Genomic DNA, 12,266 nt, shown 5'->3' with positions numbered 1-12,266 from the left:
GGCCGTCACATCGTCAGGTTGAAGTTGGGGTCGACGCCGTAGAGCGCCAACGCTGCGAGCAGGACAACCGTGGGCACCGTCACCAGCGACAGTCGCATGGACTGGCCGACGGCGCTGCCGACACCGACCGGGCCACCGCTGGCATTGAAGCCGTAGTAGCAGTGGGTGACCATGACCACCACCGCGATCAAAATGGTTTCCAGAAACGACCAGAACACGTCGTCGGGACGCAGGAAGGTACGGAAGTAGTGCTCGTAGGTGCCCGAGGACTGACCGAAGAACAAGGTGGTGACGATCTGCGGTGAGGCGAACGCCATGATCAGCGCGAGCGCGTACAGCGGGATGATCACGGTGAAGCCGGCCACGACCCGGGTCGACACCAGGTAGGAGATGGAGTTGATGCCCATCACCTCAAGGGCGTCGATCTCCTCGCTGATCCGCATCGCGCCGAGTTCGGCGGTGGCTCCGGCTCCCACCGTGGCCGCCAAGGCGATGCCGGCGTTGACCGGGCCGACGACGCGGACGTTGACCAGCGCCGCCGCGAAACCGGTGTAGGTCTCCACCCCGATGTTGCCCAACGAGGTGAAGCCCTGGATCGCGATCAGTGAGCCGCCGGCCAGCATCACGAAGCCCATGATGGCCACGGTGCCGCCGATCACGGCCATCGCGCCGGTGCCCATCCCCAACTCGGCGACCAGGCGCAGGGTCTCGGTGCGATACCGGCGCAGCGCCCAAGGGATCTGCCGCATGGCGGTCAGCGAGAACCAGCCCAGCTGACCGCTCTTCTCCAGGGAGCGCCCTGCGGCCCCGACGTAGCGCTGATAGTTCGCGATCAGGCCGGGAAACCGGCCCCGCAGCACTGCCGATGTCGACATGTCAGGTCCCCGTTCCGAACTTCACGCCGATGGTGGTCAGCACCACGTTCACGGCGAACAGCGCGAGCACGCAGAGCACCACCGTCTCGTTGACGGCGGTGCCGAGTCCCTTGGACCCGCCCCGAACGGTAAGACCCCGATAACAACCGACCAAGCCTGCGATAAGACCGAAGACGCTCGCCTTGACGGTTGAGATGACGACTTCGGGCAGGCCGGTCAGCAGCGTCAGCGTGGACAGGTAGGCGCCGCCGGACACGTTCTGCAGGTAGACACCGAACAAAAAGCCGCCGGCGAGGCCGATCACGATCACCAGCGCGTTGAGCAGCAAGGCGACCACGGTGGCGGCGATGACCCGGGGCACCACCAGCCGATGGATCGGGTCGATCCCGAGCACCTCCATCGCGTCGATCTCCTCGCGGATGGTGCGCGCGCCCAGGTCCGCGCAGATCGCGGTGGAGCCGGCGCCGGCGACCACCAGCACGGTGACCAATGGCCCCAGCTGCGTAACCGCGGCGATGCCTGCGCCGGCGCCGGAGACGTCGGCAGCACCGAACTGCGCCAACAGAATATTCAGGGTGAAGACCAACAGCACGGTCAGCGGGATGGCGACCGCGATGGTCGGAATGATGGCGACGCTGGTGATGAACCAGCCCTGTTGCAGGGTCTCGCGCCACTGGAACGGCGGCACGAACAGTGCCCGCGCGGTCAGTGCACACATCCGGAAAAACCCGCCGACCATGACCAGCGGCGGCACCAGCCGGTCACGGGCGAAATCAGCCAGGCGGGGACGTGCAGGAGCCGTCACAACACCCCCCTCACCGGAGACCCCGCGTTACGACGCAGCAGGGGATCGCGTCGCACAGTGTCTCTCCGTCCGTCCATGTGTTCCTACGAGACCCGCGTCACCTTAGCGGCCCAACGTGCCGTTGGCGACCATCGGACCATACCTGATGGCCGCGTGAGAGTGGCATCGATTCGGTGCAACGTGCGCAGGTTTCCTACCGGACAGTAACGTGCCGCCACCTCACCGGTCGTGGTCTAGGCGGTATCGCTTGCGGCGGTGACCGACTCCGATCCGGGGGCGCTGCCATAGCGGCTCCGCAGCTCGGTCTTGAGCACCTTGCCGGCCGGGTTTCGCGGCAGAGCGTCGACGATCTCCAACCCTTTCGGGTGCTTATAACGCGCCAGTCGCTCGGTCAGATAGTCGTCGAGATCGGCCAGGACCAGATCCGGCCGGGTGACCGCGGCGACGGCGATCGGGACCTCGCCCCACCGCTCGTGCGGGCGGCCGATCACGGCGACCTCGGCGATGTCGGGATGACCGGCCAGGACGTTTTCCACCTCGGCGCAGTACACGTTCTCCCCGCCGGAGATGATCATGTCCTTCTTGCGGTCGACCACCCAGACGTAGCCCTCGGCGTCCATCCGGACCAAGTCCCCGGAGTGGAACCAGCCGCCGGCGAAGGCCTCGGCGGTGGCCTCCGGGTTGTTCCAATAGCCGCTCATCAAGGTGGGCGCCCGGTAGACGATCTCACCGACCTCACCGACGGCGACATCGTTCATGTTCTCGTCGACCACCCGCGCGGCGACGGTCGGAATGACGGTGCCGACCGATCCGAGCTTGCGGATGGCGTCCTCGCCGAGCAGCATGCAGGTGACCGGCGACATCTCGGTCTGCCCGAAAGCCGCCAGGATCTTGGTGCCCGGAAAGGTCTCCGCCATCTGCCGCAGCAGCGCATCGGAGGCCGGCGCCGCGCCCCAGGACATGGTCCGTAACCGGATGTCGCGCGGCTTGGCCCGTTGTTGGGCGCAGACCGCCTGCCACTGCGCCGGCACCAGGAAGATGCCGGTGACCTTCTCGGCGGCCAGCACATCGAGCAGTTGACCGGCGTCGAACGCGCCGAGCGCGTTGATCACCGTCGGGATGCCCAGCCACATCCCCGGCAGCAGGTTGCCGACGCCGGCGATGTGAAAGAACGGCACCCCGATGAACGCGACGTCGCCGGGGCCGGTGCCGGCGGTGTAGAGCGCGGTCATGGCCTGGCCGGTGAGGTTGGTGTGGGTGAGCACCGCGCCCTTGGGCCGGCCGGTGGTTCCCGAGGTGTACATGATCAGCGCGGGCGAGTCATTGGGGATGTCCACCGGCGCGTGCGGCTCACCGGTCTCGGTGATCAGGTCCTCGTAGCCGATCAGACCGTCGGTGTCATCGCTGGCCGCATCACCGGCCACCACTACCGTTTCCAGCAGGCCGGTCAGCTCGCGCACCCCGGCGGCCACCGGCACCAGCGCCGTCTCGGTGATCAGCACCCGCGCCTCGCAGTCGGTGACCAGGAACGCCAGCTCCGGCGGGGTGAGCCGGAAGTTCACCGGGACGGCGATCGCGCCCAGCATGTTCGCGGCCAGCACCGCCTCGACGAACTCGGTGCGGTTGAGCATCAGGATCATCACCCGGTCGCCGAAGCCGACTCCGCGGCGGCTGAGCGCATCGGCCAGCGCGCCGACCCTTTCCCGCAGCTGCGCCCAGGTGGTGGTCTGGCCGAGGAACCGCAGCGCCGGGGCGTCCGGTTGCATCAGGGCGTGCCGGTCCAGTTGGTTGACCCAGTTCTGGCGTCGCGCGCGGTAGGGCTGCTCGGCGGGATCGACTGTCAGATGGGTCAATTCGGATCTCCCGCTTCGTGACGACACTGTGCGGACGGCGCCGACCCGCTGCACCCGGCTCCGCCGCGTTTGCGATCGACGCTGAGGCTAACCCGCCGCCAGCTCTTCGGCGCGCCGTTTGAGATTGTCGGCCAGATACTCCAGGGCGTTGTTGACGGCCTTCTTGACCATCGGCTTGGGCACCGCCATCTCGGTCTCGATGTCCATGTCGACGGTGAGCAGTGAGGTGGCGCCCATTTCGACCACCGAGAACAACTGCTCCTGCTTGGTGAACAGGTCGCCCTGCTGGAGCACGGTCTGGATCTGGGTGCCGCTCGGGTAGTAGACGGCCTGGATGAAGGTGCCGTCGAAGCCGGAGTACGACGCGTCCAGCCGCAGCTGGCTGGGCCGGCCGTCGGCGTAGCGGGCCAGCACCCAGATGCCCTTGACCTCGTCGTTCCACTGCGGGTACGCCTCGAAGTCCGCGACGATCCCCATGATGGTGGCGGCGTCGGCGGCGACTTCGACGGTCTTGCTCACAAGCGGCACCCGCCGAGCATAACCACCGCCGAGACCGGCGTTTTGCAGGCGTCCACTCGCAGTTTGGCTGCCAAACGTCGGTTTCGCGCTACACCTGCGCGGTGGCCAGCAAGGCCCGGATGCCCTCGGGGATCGGCACCGGCCGCCGGGTGCTGCGGTCGACGTAGACGTGCACCCAATGTCCGAGCGCGGCCAACGGAGCGGCGGTGTCACCGGCGCTGGGGGCCCGGAACACCGCGAGCCGATAGGTGACGCTGCTGCGCCCCAGCCGGGTGACCGCCAGGCCGACCGCCAGCCGGTCCGGGAAGCCGAGTTCCCCCAGAAAGCGGCAGCCCGACTCCGCCACCACCCCGAGTTCCGGCATCGCGACCGGGTCCAGGTCTGGCACGTTGGCGGCGATCCAGCCGTTGATCGCGGTGTCGAACAGTTGGTAGTAGACCGCGTTGTTGAGGTGACCGAACATGTCGTTGTCGGCCCAGCGGGTCAACACCGGCCAGTGCACCGGAAAGTCCTGGCTGGTCAACCCTTCCGGCGCTGGCGGCGAACTCATGGTTGTATTCCAACATGGTTGCCATCCGCGGCGCGGTGCTGGAGCGGATCGGGGCGCCACGACCGTATGCCCGGTCTCGGCCGCTCACGGTGACAGAGCTGGACCTGGCGCCGCCGGGCCCGGGGGAGCTGCTGGTCCGGGTGGAAGCCGCCGGGGTCTGCCACTCGGATCTGTCGGTGGTCGACGGCAACCGGGTGCGGCCGGTGCCGATGCTGCTCGGCCACGAAGCGGCCGGCATCGTCGAGGCGATCGGCGCCGGCGTCACCATCGCGCCCGGGCAGCGGGTGGTGCTGACGTTTCTGCCGCGGTGCGGGCAGTGCCCGGCGTGCGCCACCGAGGGCCTGACCCCGTGCGGGCCGGGCACCGCGGCCAACGGCGCCGGCACCCTGCTCGACGGCGGGATCCGGTTGCGCCGGGCCGGGCAGCCGGTCTTCCACCACCTCGGTGTCTCCGGTTTCGCCACCCATGCGGTGGTCAGCGCGGCCAGCGCCGTGCCGGTGCCCCACGACGTTCCCCCGTCGGTGGCGGCGCTGCTGGGATGCGCGGTGCTGACCGGTGGCGGGGCGGTGCTCAACGTGGCCCGCCCGGTGGCCGGGCAGACGGTGGCCGTGGTGGGGCTCGGCGGGGTCGGCATGGCGGCGGTGCTGACCGTGCTGGCGCACGACGGTGTGGATGTGATCGCGATCGATCAGCTCCCCGAGAAGCTCGCCGCGGCCAGTGGTCTGGGCGTGCAACGCACTTACACCCCGCAGCAGGCCGTTGACGCCGGGGTGCGCGCTCCGATGGTGATCGAGGCGGTCGGTCATCCGGCGGCGCTGCAGACCGCGATCGATCTGACCGCCCCCGGGGGCCGCACCATCACGGTGGGCCTGCCTGCACCCGATGCCCGGATCAGCCTGTCCCCGCTGGGTTTCGTCGCCGAGGGTCGCTCGCTGATCGGCAGCTATCTCGGGTCGGCGGTGCCCGCGCGCGACATCCCGAAATTCGTCGCGCTGTGGCGCGCCGGCCGGCTGCCGGTGCAGCAGCTGGTGTCGGCGACCATCACCCTCGACGACATCAACGAGGCGATGGACCGGCTCGCTGACGGCGCCGCGGTGCGCCAGGTCATCACGTTCGGCCAGGCCTGACCGGGTCGGGCTCGAAGACGAAGTCGCCGGCCCGGAACCGTCGGGTCATCGCCCAGAACGCACCGGCGCTACGCGGCCACTGGGTGACCACCCGGCCGTTGGCCGCGCGGAAATAGTTGCTGCACCGGGTGGTCCAGACCGTGCCGTGCATCCAGCGGTCGATCTTGGCGATGAAGTCGGCCAACGCGGCGGGCCGCACCGCGACATAGGTGTGGCGTCTGCGCCGCAGGTACCGCAGCACCCGGACGATGTAGCGCGCCTGGGCTTCCAGCACGAAGATGACGCTGTTGGAGCCGACGTTGGTGTTGGGTCCATACAGCATGAAGAAGTTGGGGAACCCGGGCACCGCCATGCCCAGGTAGGCGCGCGGCCCGTCGCGCCACGCCTGCCGCAGACTGCCGCCCTCGCCCACCACCTCGATCTGGCCGAGGTAGTCCGCCGCGGCGTACCCGGTGGCGCAGACCACCACGTCGACCTCGCACTCGGTGCCGTCCTCGGTGACCAGGGACCGGGACCGCAACGCCTTGGCCGGGCTGGTGACCACCTCGACATTGGGCCGACCCAGCGCGGGCAGGTAGTCCGAGGAGAACACCAGCCGTTTGCAGCCCAGCGGGTGGTCGGGGGTCAGCATGGCGCGGAGCCGCGAGTCGCTGATGCTGGTGTCCAGCAGGGCGCGCGCGGTGGCGGTGAACGCAGCCGTCTTGTCGCTGCCGTTCTCGATCACCGCGATGTTGGCCTCGCTGCGCAGCCATAGCCGAATCCGATACAGCCGCTTGGCCAGTGGGATGCGGGTGAACACCCAGTGCTCGCGGGCGGTGTAGCGGCGATCCGGTTTCGGCAGGATCCAGGTCGGCGACCGCTGCACCGAATAGACCTTCTCGGCGACCCGGGCCAGCTCCGGCACCAGCTGCGCCGCGGTCGAACCGGTTCCCAGCACCGCGATTCGGGCGCCGTCGAGGCGCACCGAATGGTCCCAGCGCGCCGAGTGCATTACGGTGCCGGTGAACGGCTGCTCCTCGGCAAGGTCGGGCAGCACTGGCTGGGTGAACAGGCCGACCGCCGAGACCACGATGCGGTACCGGTACTCGGCGCCGTCGCTGGTGGTCAGGCACCACTGACGACGGTCTTGCTCCCACCGGGCTGAGCGGATCTCGGTGCGCAGCATCAGGTGCGGCCCGAGACCGTGCTCGGTGGCGCAGCGTTCGAAGTAGGCCAGGATCTCGGGTTGCTTGGACCACTGCCGCGACCAGTGCGGGTTGAGGTCGAACGAGTAGGAGTACAGGTGCGATTTGACGTCGCACGCCAGCCCCGGATAGGTGTTGATCCGCCAGGTGCCGCCGACGCCGTCCTCCCGGTCGAAGATGGTGAAGTCGGTAAAGCCGGCGCGCCGCAACAGGATTCCCAGCGCGAGCCCGCCCGGCCCGGCGCCGATGATGCCGATGTTCACCGGATCTGCAGGCATTGGCCACCGTCCACGACGAGTTCGGCGCCGGTGATGAACGACGCCGCATCAGAGACCAGGAACGACACCGCGTCGGCCACCTCGCCCGGGCGGCCGAGCCGACCGGTCGCGGCCACCGCGGCAAGCCGCTGTTGGGTGGTGTCATCGAGCATCGGCGTGGCGATCGGCCCGGGAAACACCGCGTTGACCCGTATCCCGGTCGGGGCGAGCTCGGCGGCGACCGTCTGGGTCAGCCCGCGCAACGCCCACTTCGACGACCCGTAGGCGGCGTGCTGCGGGAAGGGCCGGATCGCCCCGGTGCTGCAGGTGTTCACGATGGCGGCGCCCTCGGCGGCGCGAAGTTGCGCCAGCGCCGCCTGGATCCCCAGGAACGGGCCCAGACAGTTGACCCGCCAGGCGCTTTCGAAGCCGCCCGGGGTCTCCTCGGCGATCGCCGCCCGGTGCAGGATGCCCGCGTTGTTGATCAGCGCGGTCAGCGCCCCGAAGCGAGCCACGGTCGCGGCCACCGCGGCCTGCCACTGCGGCGGGGAGGTCACATCGAGCGGAAGCCCGATCACCGCGTCGTCGACCCGGCCGGCACGGCTTTGCAGGGCGGCCGCCAATTCCGCTTCATCGATGTCGCAGGCGGCGACGGCGAACCCGTCGGCGCGCAGCCGTTCCACGATCGCCCAGCCCTGCCCGCGGGCGGCGCCGGTGACCAGGGCGACCCGTGCGTGCGTCATTCGTGGCTGCCCCGAGCCTCGTTGAGATGCTCGAGCGCCCCGCACCGCAGCGCCTGGGCTTCGGCGGCCAGCGTGATCATCTGATAACCCAGCCCGGCCAGCATGCGTCCGGCCGCACCGGATCCGCCGTGGATCGCGGCGATGACCCCCGCCGCCGACGCCGCGCGCTGGATCCGGGTCATCGCCTCCCGCAGGCCGGGGTGGGTGGTGGCCTGCGCTACCGGCACTCCCATCGAGATCGCCAGATCGGCGGGCCCGACGTAGACCCCGGCCAGCCCGGGCACCGCACAGATCCGGTCCACATCGGCCAGGGCGGCGGCGGTCTCGATCATCGCGAACACCTCCGCGCGTGATTCGAGAGCGGACAGGTCGCGGCCCAGCGCGGGCCGCAACGGACCGAAGCTGCGGACCCCGTCCGGCGGGTAGCGCGTGGCGGACACCGCGGCCGCCGCCTGCTCGGCGGTCTCGATCAGCGCGATGATGACCGCGTCGGCCCCGGCGTCGAGCACCCGGCCGATCGGCGCGGCATCCGCATTCGGCAACCGCACCGCGGTGGCGATCGGCAGGTGTTCGATCTGGCGCAGCATGCCGGCGATCGCGGCGTCGTCGAGGTAGCTGTGCTGGGCGTCGAAACCCACGTAGTCGTAGCCCGCCCGGGCGAATTCCTCCGGCCCCAGCACCGTGGGCCCGGTGATCCAGCCGCCCCACAGCGGTGTCCGGTCGCCGAGGGCGGCCCGCAACGCGGGCATCATGCGACGATCGCGATCTTGACCCGATCCGGTACCGGACGGGTCGCCAGTTCGAACGCGGCCTGCACGTCGTTGCAACCGAAGATGTGGGTGACGTAGTCGCCCAGTAGTGCGGGCTGCTCGGCGGCGAACCTACCGGCGGCATCCAGCATCCGCGCGCGGTCGCGGGTCACCCCCGATATCAACGTCAGGTTGTTGCGCAGCATCGTGCGCATGCTGATCGGGTAGCTGTCGTCGTCGGGAACTCCGAAGTACAAGACGGTGCCGCCGGGCGCGACGGCTTCGATGGCGTGGCTCAAGGTGGCGACCTGGTGGCCGACCGCCTCGATCACGATCTCGGGGCGGTCGTCGGCATCGAGGCGCTGTACCCAGCGATCGCTGGTGGACCGCACCGCGGTGTCGACGCCGAAGGCGGCCGCGACGGCGCGCCGGTCGACGGGGTCGACGCCGGTGACCCGCCGGGCGCCCGCGGCGTTGGCGACCGCACTGAACAGCAGGCCGATCGAGCCCTGGCCGAGCACCGCCACGTGGCGGCCGGCCAGGTCGGGAAGCTGTTCGACGGCGTAGAGCACACAGGCCAGCGGTTGCAGTCCCACCGCCTGCGCGGGCGCCAGCGCCGGGTCGTAGCGGGCGAGTCCGTCACCGTCGGCGATGACCCGCTGCATCAGGCCGTCGAAACCGGATGCCCACCCGACGACCCGGTCGCCGGGGCGGTGCCGCGGATGCCGGCTGGCGAGCACATCCCCGACGATCTCGTGGATCGGGAAGCCGTTCTTCTCCGCTGCGCTGACACCACTGTCCCCCGGCAGCCGGCCCTGCGCCCCACGGAACGCGGGCAAGTCGCTGCCGCACACCCCGGCGGCGACGAACGCCAGCAGCACCTGCCCGTCGCCGACCTGGTGCTCGGTGAGGTCGGGGACCTCGATCCGCTCGAATTGGTAAGGGGCGATCAGCCGGTGGGCCCACATGGCTCAGACCTCCACCGGGATGGTGTTCCAGCCCCACTGGAAGCTCGACGGCAGCCTGGTCGCCCCGTCTTCGACGATGCGGTAGTCGCCGACGCGGCGCAGCCATTCGGCCACCAGCACAGTGACTTCGAGGCGGGCCAGGTGGTAGCCGATGCAGAAGTGCTGTCCACGGCCGAACGCCAGCGATCGGGTAATCGGGCGATCCCAGTGGAATTCGTCGGGGTCGGGGTACTGGCGTTCGTCGCGGCTGGCCGAGGCCAGCAAGGTGATGATGCGCTGCCCCGGTGCGATCGTGGTGTCGTGCACCGTGAACGGTTTGCGGGCGGTGCGCGCAAACCATTGCGCCGGAGCGCAGTAGCGGATCATCTCCTCGCGGGCTTGTTCCACTCTGTTCAGGTCGGCGCGCACCGCGGCGAGCTGCTCGGGTCGCCGCGCCAGCTCCCACAGCCCGTGCGCGACGATCTTGGGCACCGTCTCGGTACCGCCGATGAAGATGCACAGCAGTTGTGTTGCCGCTTCGACGTCATCGAGCGCACGGCCGTCCGGTAACCGGTAGTGCAGCATCCCGTCGACGATCGGCAGGTCGTCCTGCCGATGCTCGGCGCGCCGGGCTTGCACGGCCGGGATGAGGTATTCCAGGTAGTTGGGCCGCGCGGCGGCGGTGTCGACCCCGCTGCCGGCCTGCGCGAGGCTGCCGGCGTTCACCGCCGCCAGCACGTCGGCGGCGAGCTCGAGGGGGATGCCGAGTAACTCGCAGACCACTTGGGCCACCACGATTCCGCCGTAGTCACCGGTCAGGTCGAAGCTGCCCTGTGGCAGCAGCTCATCGAGCCGTTGATTGGCCAGCGTGCGGATCCGGTCCGCCCAGTCGTTCACCGACCGGGGCCGAAATGCCGGTGACTGCAGCCGGCGGATGTCGTCGTAGATCGGTTTGTCGAACACCGCGTGGAACGGCAGGGGGTGCAGCGGGGGATCCGGCACCGGTCCGCTGTTGTGGTGGGCCAGGACGTTGGCCGCGGGCAGCGTTCCCTCGGAGGCGACGAACGTGCCGTCGCTGACCGCGAGCACCTCCCAGATGTCGTCGAATCGGGAAAGCGCGTACAGGTCCCATTTGGGCACGTAGTACACCGGGTGGTGATCGCGCAGCACGCGATAGTACGGCAGCGGGTCGGCCATCACCGCCGGGTCGAACGGATCATACGAGAAGTCCGGAGGCGCAGCCGTTTTCATTCGGCGCCACCCTGGAGCGGACACGGCGGCAGCGCCTGCAGGATGGCGTCCTCCCAGCCGTCCCGCAGTGCCGGCGCCATGCTCATCCAGGTGACGATCTCAGCCGGCGGTTGATCCTTCCAGGACGGGTAGTGCTGCGCGAAGCAATCCCAGTCGCCGTCGAGCGCCCAGTAGTGGATGACCTCGTTGAAACGGAACGTGGTGGTGAACGAACCGAGCCAGCGTTTGCCGGTGCGTTCTGACCATGGCACGTACAGGCGCTCCAGTTCCCGGATGTAGTCGTCCTGGCGGCCGGGCTTGGTCTGCATGATCTCCTGGATCACCAGGGTGGCATCGAAGTCGATGTCGCGCAGCTGTGCCAGGGTCTTGTTGTGCGGGCCGGGATACATGATGCGGCCCTCCCCGGATGCGCCGATGCCGGTGAGGTACTTCGCCCACTCGGTGGCGGTGTGCTCATGGCTGCCACCACGGCCCTGCGCCCGCCCGATGCGGGCGTAGTCGGCGAAGGCGTCGATCTCCCAGAGGATCGTGACCTGCGGCCAGTGACCGTTGTAGCGGGTGGTCTCCCACAGCCCGAACAGCCGCGCGCCCAGCTCGCTCATCATCGGCTGGTAGAGCTCGGTGAACGCGCCGGTGAATTCGGCGCTCCCGCCACGGCCAAGCTCGATGGTCTCGTGCAGATACAGCAGCGTGTGGTCGTAGTGTTTGCGCATCAATCGACCGGCACCAGATCGGAACGGACCGGCAGGCAGCGCTTCTGGTCGCTCCGGAACATCTCCGGCGCGTCGATTCGGCCGTCGGCCGGGGCGCCGGCGGCCAGCAGGGCTTGCCGCTTGAAGGCGCGCCCCGCCACGGTGAGCACGTGCCGCACGGCGCAGAGGCGGTGATTCACCGCCACCGGCCCGCTTTCGCCCCACAGGACGACCTCGGTCACACGGCACCGCAGCGCCGCCTGCACCCGCTGGCGGATCCGGGGATCTCTGGCGGACGCGTCGGCGGCGACAGCCAGGCCGTGTCCGGCCACGTCGCCGGTCGCTGCGGACAGCTCGGCCTCCAGGTCGGCGGTGTGCACGCCGAGGATCTGCAACGCCCGGAGGTTCTGGTGCGCCGGCACCATCACGGTGACGTCCCACCCGGTGGCCACCCGGTGATACAGCCACCCGCCGGCCGCCTGCACCAGCGCGGTGACGTCGAGTGCCATGACATCAAGGTGATAGCGCAGATGCGGCTCCTCGGACGGCGGGTCCAGCGCCGCAGCGGTGCTTGTCATCGCATCATCCCAGCTCGTCGTGAGAATCCGGACGGCACCACCGGCCGGATGCGCTCCGCTCGACCGCGGAGCCCAACTCTGGGAGATATTACAGTTGACGCTGAAGTTGTAAAGTCACGAATTGTTGAACAAAGGG

At 69.3% G+C, this 12,266-nt stretch carries 13 protein-coding genes; 1 reads left to right on the top strand and 12 read right to left on the bottom strand.

Going from position 1 to position 12,266, the window contains the following annotated elements; genetic code table 11:
* Positions 1–5 precede the first annotated feature (5 nt).
* The 5 genes from AC5Y4Q_RS08825 to AC5Y4Q_RS08805 all read right to left on the bottom strand — a co-directional run bounded on the left by AC5Y4Q_RS08825 (position 6) and on the right by AC5Y4Q_RS08805 (position 4,602).
* Positions 6–875 carry an ABC transporter permease gene (locus AC5Y4Q_RS08825; RefSeq protein ID WP_064921084.1) on the bottom strand — a complete coding sequence of 290 codons (870 nt, stop codon included), beginning with the start codon at positions 873–875 and terminating at the stop codon, positions 6–8.
* A 1-nt stretch (position 876) separates the two neighbouring features.
* Entirely contained in the window at positions 877–1,614 is a 738-nt protein-coding gene (locus AC5Y4Q_RS08820; RefSeq protein ID WP_109401185.1) for an MlaE family ABC transporter permease, read from the bottom strand.
* Positions 1,615–1,913: 299 nt separating this feature from the next.
* Positions 1,914–3,533, bottom strand: coding sequence for a fatty-acid--CoA ligase FadD5 (gene fadD5 / locus AC5Y4Q_RS08815; RefSeq protein ID WP_064921086.1), 1,620 nt, complete (start codon positions 3,531–3,533; stop codon positions 1,914–1,916).
* An 87-nt stretch (positions 3,534–3,620) separates the two neighbouring features.
* Positions 3,621–4,061, bottom strand: coding sequence for an SRPBCC family protein (locus AC5Y4Q_RS08810; RefSeq protein ID WP_064921087.1), 441 nt, complete (start codon positions 4,059–4,061; stop codon positions 3,621–3,623).
* A 79-nt stretch (positions 4,062–4,140) separates the two neighbouring features.
* The gene (locus tag AC5Y4Q_RS08805; protein WP_064921088.1) at positions 4,141–4,602 is read right to left on the bottom strand and encodes an acyl-CoA thioesterase; all 462 of its coding nucleotides are present in this window, start codon (positions 4,600–4,602) and stop codon (positions 4,141–4,143) included.
* Positions 4,603–4,616: 14 nt separating this feature from the next.
* Here AC5Y4Q_RS08805 and AC5Y4Q_RS08800 point away from each other — a divergent pair, with 14 nt between their 5' ends.
* Positions 4,617–5,729: an alcohol dehydrogenase catalytic domain-containing protein gene (locus tag AC5Y4Q_RS08800; RefSeq protein ID WP_125225006.1), complete on the top strand. Its 1,113-nt coding sequence runs from the start codon at positions 4,617–4,619 to the stop codon at positions 5,727–5,729.
* Here AC5Y4Q_RS08800 and AC5Y4Q_RS08795 read toward each other — a convergent pair.
* The 7 genes from AC5Y4Q_RS08795 to AC5Y4Q_RS08765 are packed head-to-tail and all read right to left on the bottom strand — an operon-like array spanning position 5,710 to position 12,130.
* A complete protein-coding gene (locus AC5Y4Q_RS08795) occupies positions 5,710–7,191 on the bottom strand; it encodes a flavin-containing monooxygenase (RefSeq protein WP_125225007.1) in 1,482 nt (493 codons plus the stop codon). The genes AC5Y4Q_RS08800 and AC5Y4Q_RS08795 overlap by 20 nt on opposite strands.
* Positions 7,173–7,913, bottom strand: a complete 741-nt coding sequence (locus AC5Y4Q_RS08790; protein WP_064921090.1) for an SDR family NAD(P)-dependent oxidoreductase — start codon at positions 7,911–7,913, stop codon at positions 7,173–7,175. Before AC5Y4Q_RS08790 ends, AC5Y4Q_RS08795 begins: the two co-directional genes overlap by 19 nt.
* The gene (locus tag AC5Y4Q_RS08785; RefSeq protein WP_109535620.1) at positions 7,910–8,665 is read right to left on the bottom strand and encodes an HpcH/HpaI aldolase family protein; all 756 of its coding nucleotides are present in this window, start codon (positions 8,663–8,665) and stop codon (positions 7,910–7,912) included. Before AC5Y4Q_RS08785 ends, AC5Y4Q_RS08790 begins: the two co-directional genes overlap by 4 nt.
* Positions 8,662–9,630, bottom strand: a complete 969-nt coding sequence (locus tag AC5Y4Q_RS08780; RefSeq protein ID WP_125225008.1) for a zinc-binding dehydrogenase — start codon at positions 9,628–9,630, stop codon at positions 8,662–8,664. Before AC5Y4Q_RS08780 ends, AC5Y4Q_RS08785 begins: the two co-directional genes overlap by 4 nt.
* A gap of 3 nt (positions 9,631–9,633) precedes the next feature.
* Entirely contained in the window at positions 9,634–10,860 is a 1,227-nt protein-coding gene (locus tag AC5Y4Q_RS08775) for a cytochrome P450 (protein WP_125225009.1), read from the bottom strand.
* Positions 10,857–11,573 (bottom strand): NIPSNAP family protein, encoded by a 717-nt coding sequence (locus AC5Y4Q_RS08770; RefSeq protein ID WP_125225010.1) that lies wholly within the window; start codon positions 11,571–11,573, stop codon positions 10,857–10,859. Before AC5Y4Q_RS08770 ends, AC5Y4Q_RS08775 begins: the two co-directional genes overlap by 4 nt.
* The gene (locus AC5Y4Q_RS08765; RefSeq protein WP_125225011.1) at positions 11,573–12,130 is read right to left on the bottom strand and encodes a hypothetical protein; all 558 of its coding nucleotides are present in this window, start codon (positions 12,128–12,130) and stop codon (positions 11,573–11,575) included. The genes AC5Y4Q_RS08770 and AC5Y4Q_RS08765 overlap by 1 nt, the downstream gene beginning before the upstream one ends.
* Positions 12,131–12,266: the final 136 nt, after the last annotated feature.

It is taken from the genome of Mycobacterium sp. NGS16 (assembly GCF_059813225.1).
This window is presented reverse-complemented; position numbering and strand designations above follow the sequence as displayed.

Bases quoted from the DNA above. Each gene is read 5' to 3' on its own strand.
- AC5Y4Q_RS08775 (WP_125225009.1), bottom strand. From the start codon at position 10,860: ATGAAAACGGCTGCGCCTCCGGACTTCTCGTATGATCCGTTCGACCCG.
- AC5Y4Q_RS08800 (WP_125225006.1), top strand. From the start codon at position 4,617: ATGGTTGCCATCCGCGGCGCGGTGCTGGAGCGGATCGGGGCGCCACGA.
- AC5Y4Q_RS08785 (WP_109535620.1), bottom strand. From the start codon at position 8,665: ATGATGCCCGCGTTGCGGGCCGCCCTCGGCGACCGGACACCGCTGTGG.
- AC5Y4Q_RS08795 (WP_125225007.1), bottom strand. From the start codon at position 7,191: ATGCCTGCAGATCCGGTGAACATCGGCATCATCGGCGCCGGGCCGGGC.
- AC5Y4Q_RS08770 (WP_125225010.1), bottom strand. From the start codon at position 11,573: ATGCGCAAACACTACGACCACACGCTGCTGTATCTGCACGAGACCATC.
- AC5Y4Q_RS08790 (WP_064921090.1), bottom strand. From the start codon at position 7,913: ATGACGCACGCACGGGTCGCCCTGGTCACCGGCGCCGCCCGCGGGCAG.
- AC5Y4Q_RS08825 (WP_064921084.1), bottom strand. From the start codon at position 875: ATGTCGACATCGGCAGTGCTGCGGGGCCGGTTTCCCGGCCTGATCGCG.
- AC5Y4Q_RS08765 (WP_125225011.1), bottom strand. From the start codon at position 12,130: ATGACAAGCACCGCTGCGGCGCTGGACCCGCCGTCCGAGGAGCCGCAT.
- AC5Y4Q_RS08780 (WP_125225008.1), bottom strand. From the start codon at position 9,630: ATGTGGGCCCACCGGCTGATCGCCCCTTACCAATTCGAGCGGATCGAG.
- AC5Y4Q_RS08805 (WP_064921088.1), bottom strand. From the start codon at position 4,602: ATGAGTTCGCCGCCAGCGCCGGAAGGGTTGACCAGCCAGGACTTTCCG.
- AC5Y4Q_RS08820 (WP_109401185.1), bottom strand. From the start codon at position 1,614: ATGGTCGGCGGGTTTTTCCGGATGTGTGCACTGACCGCGCGGGCACTG.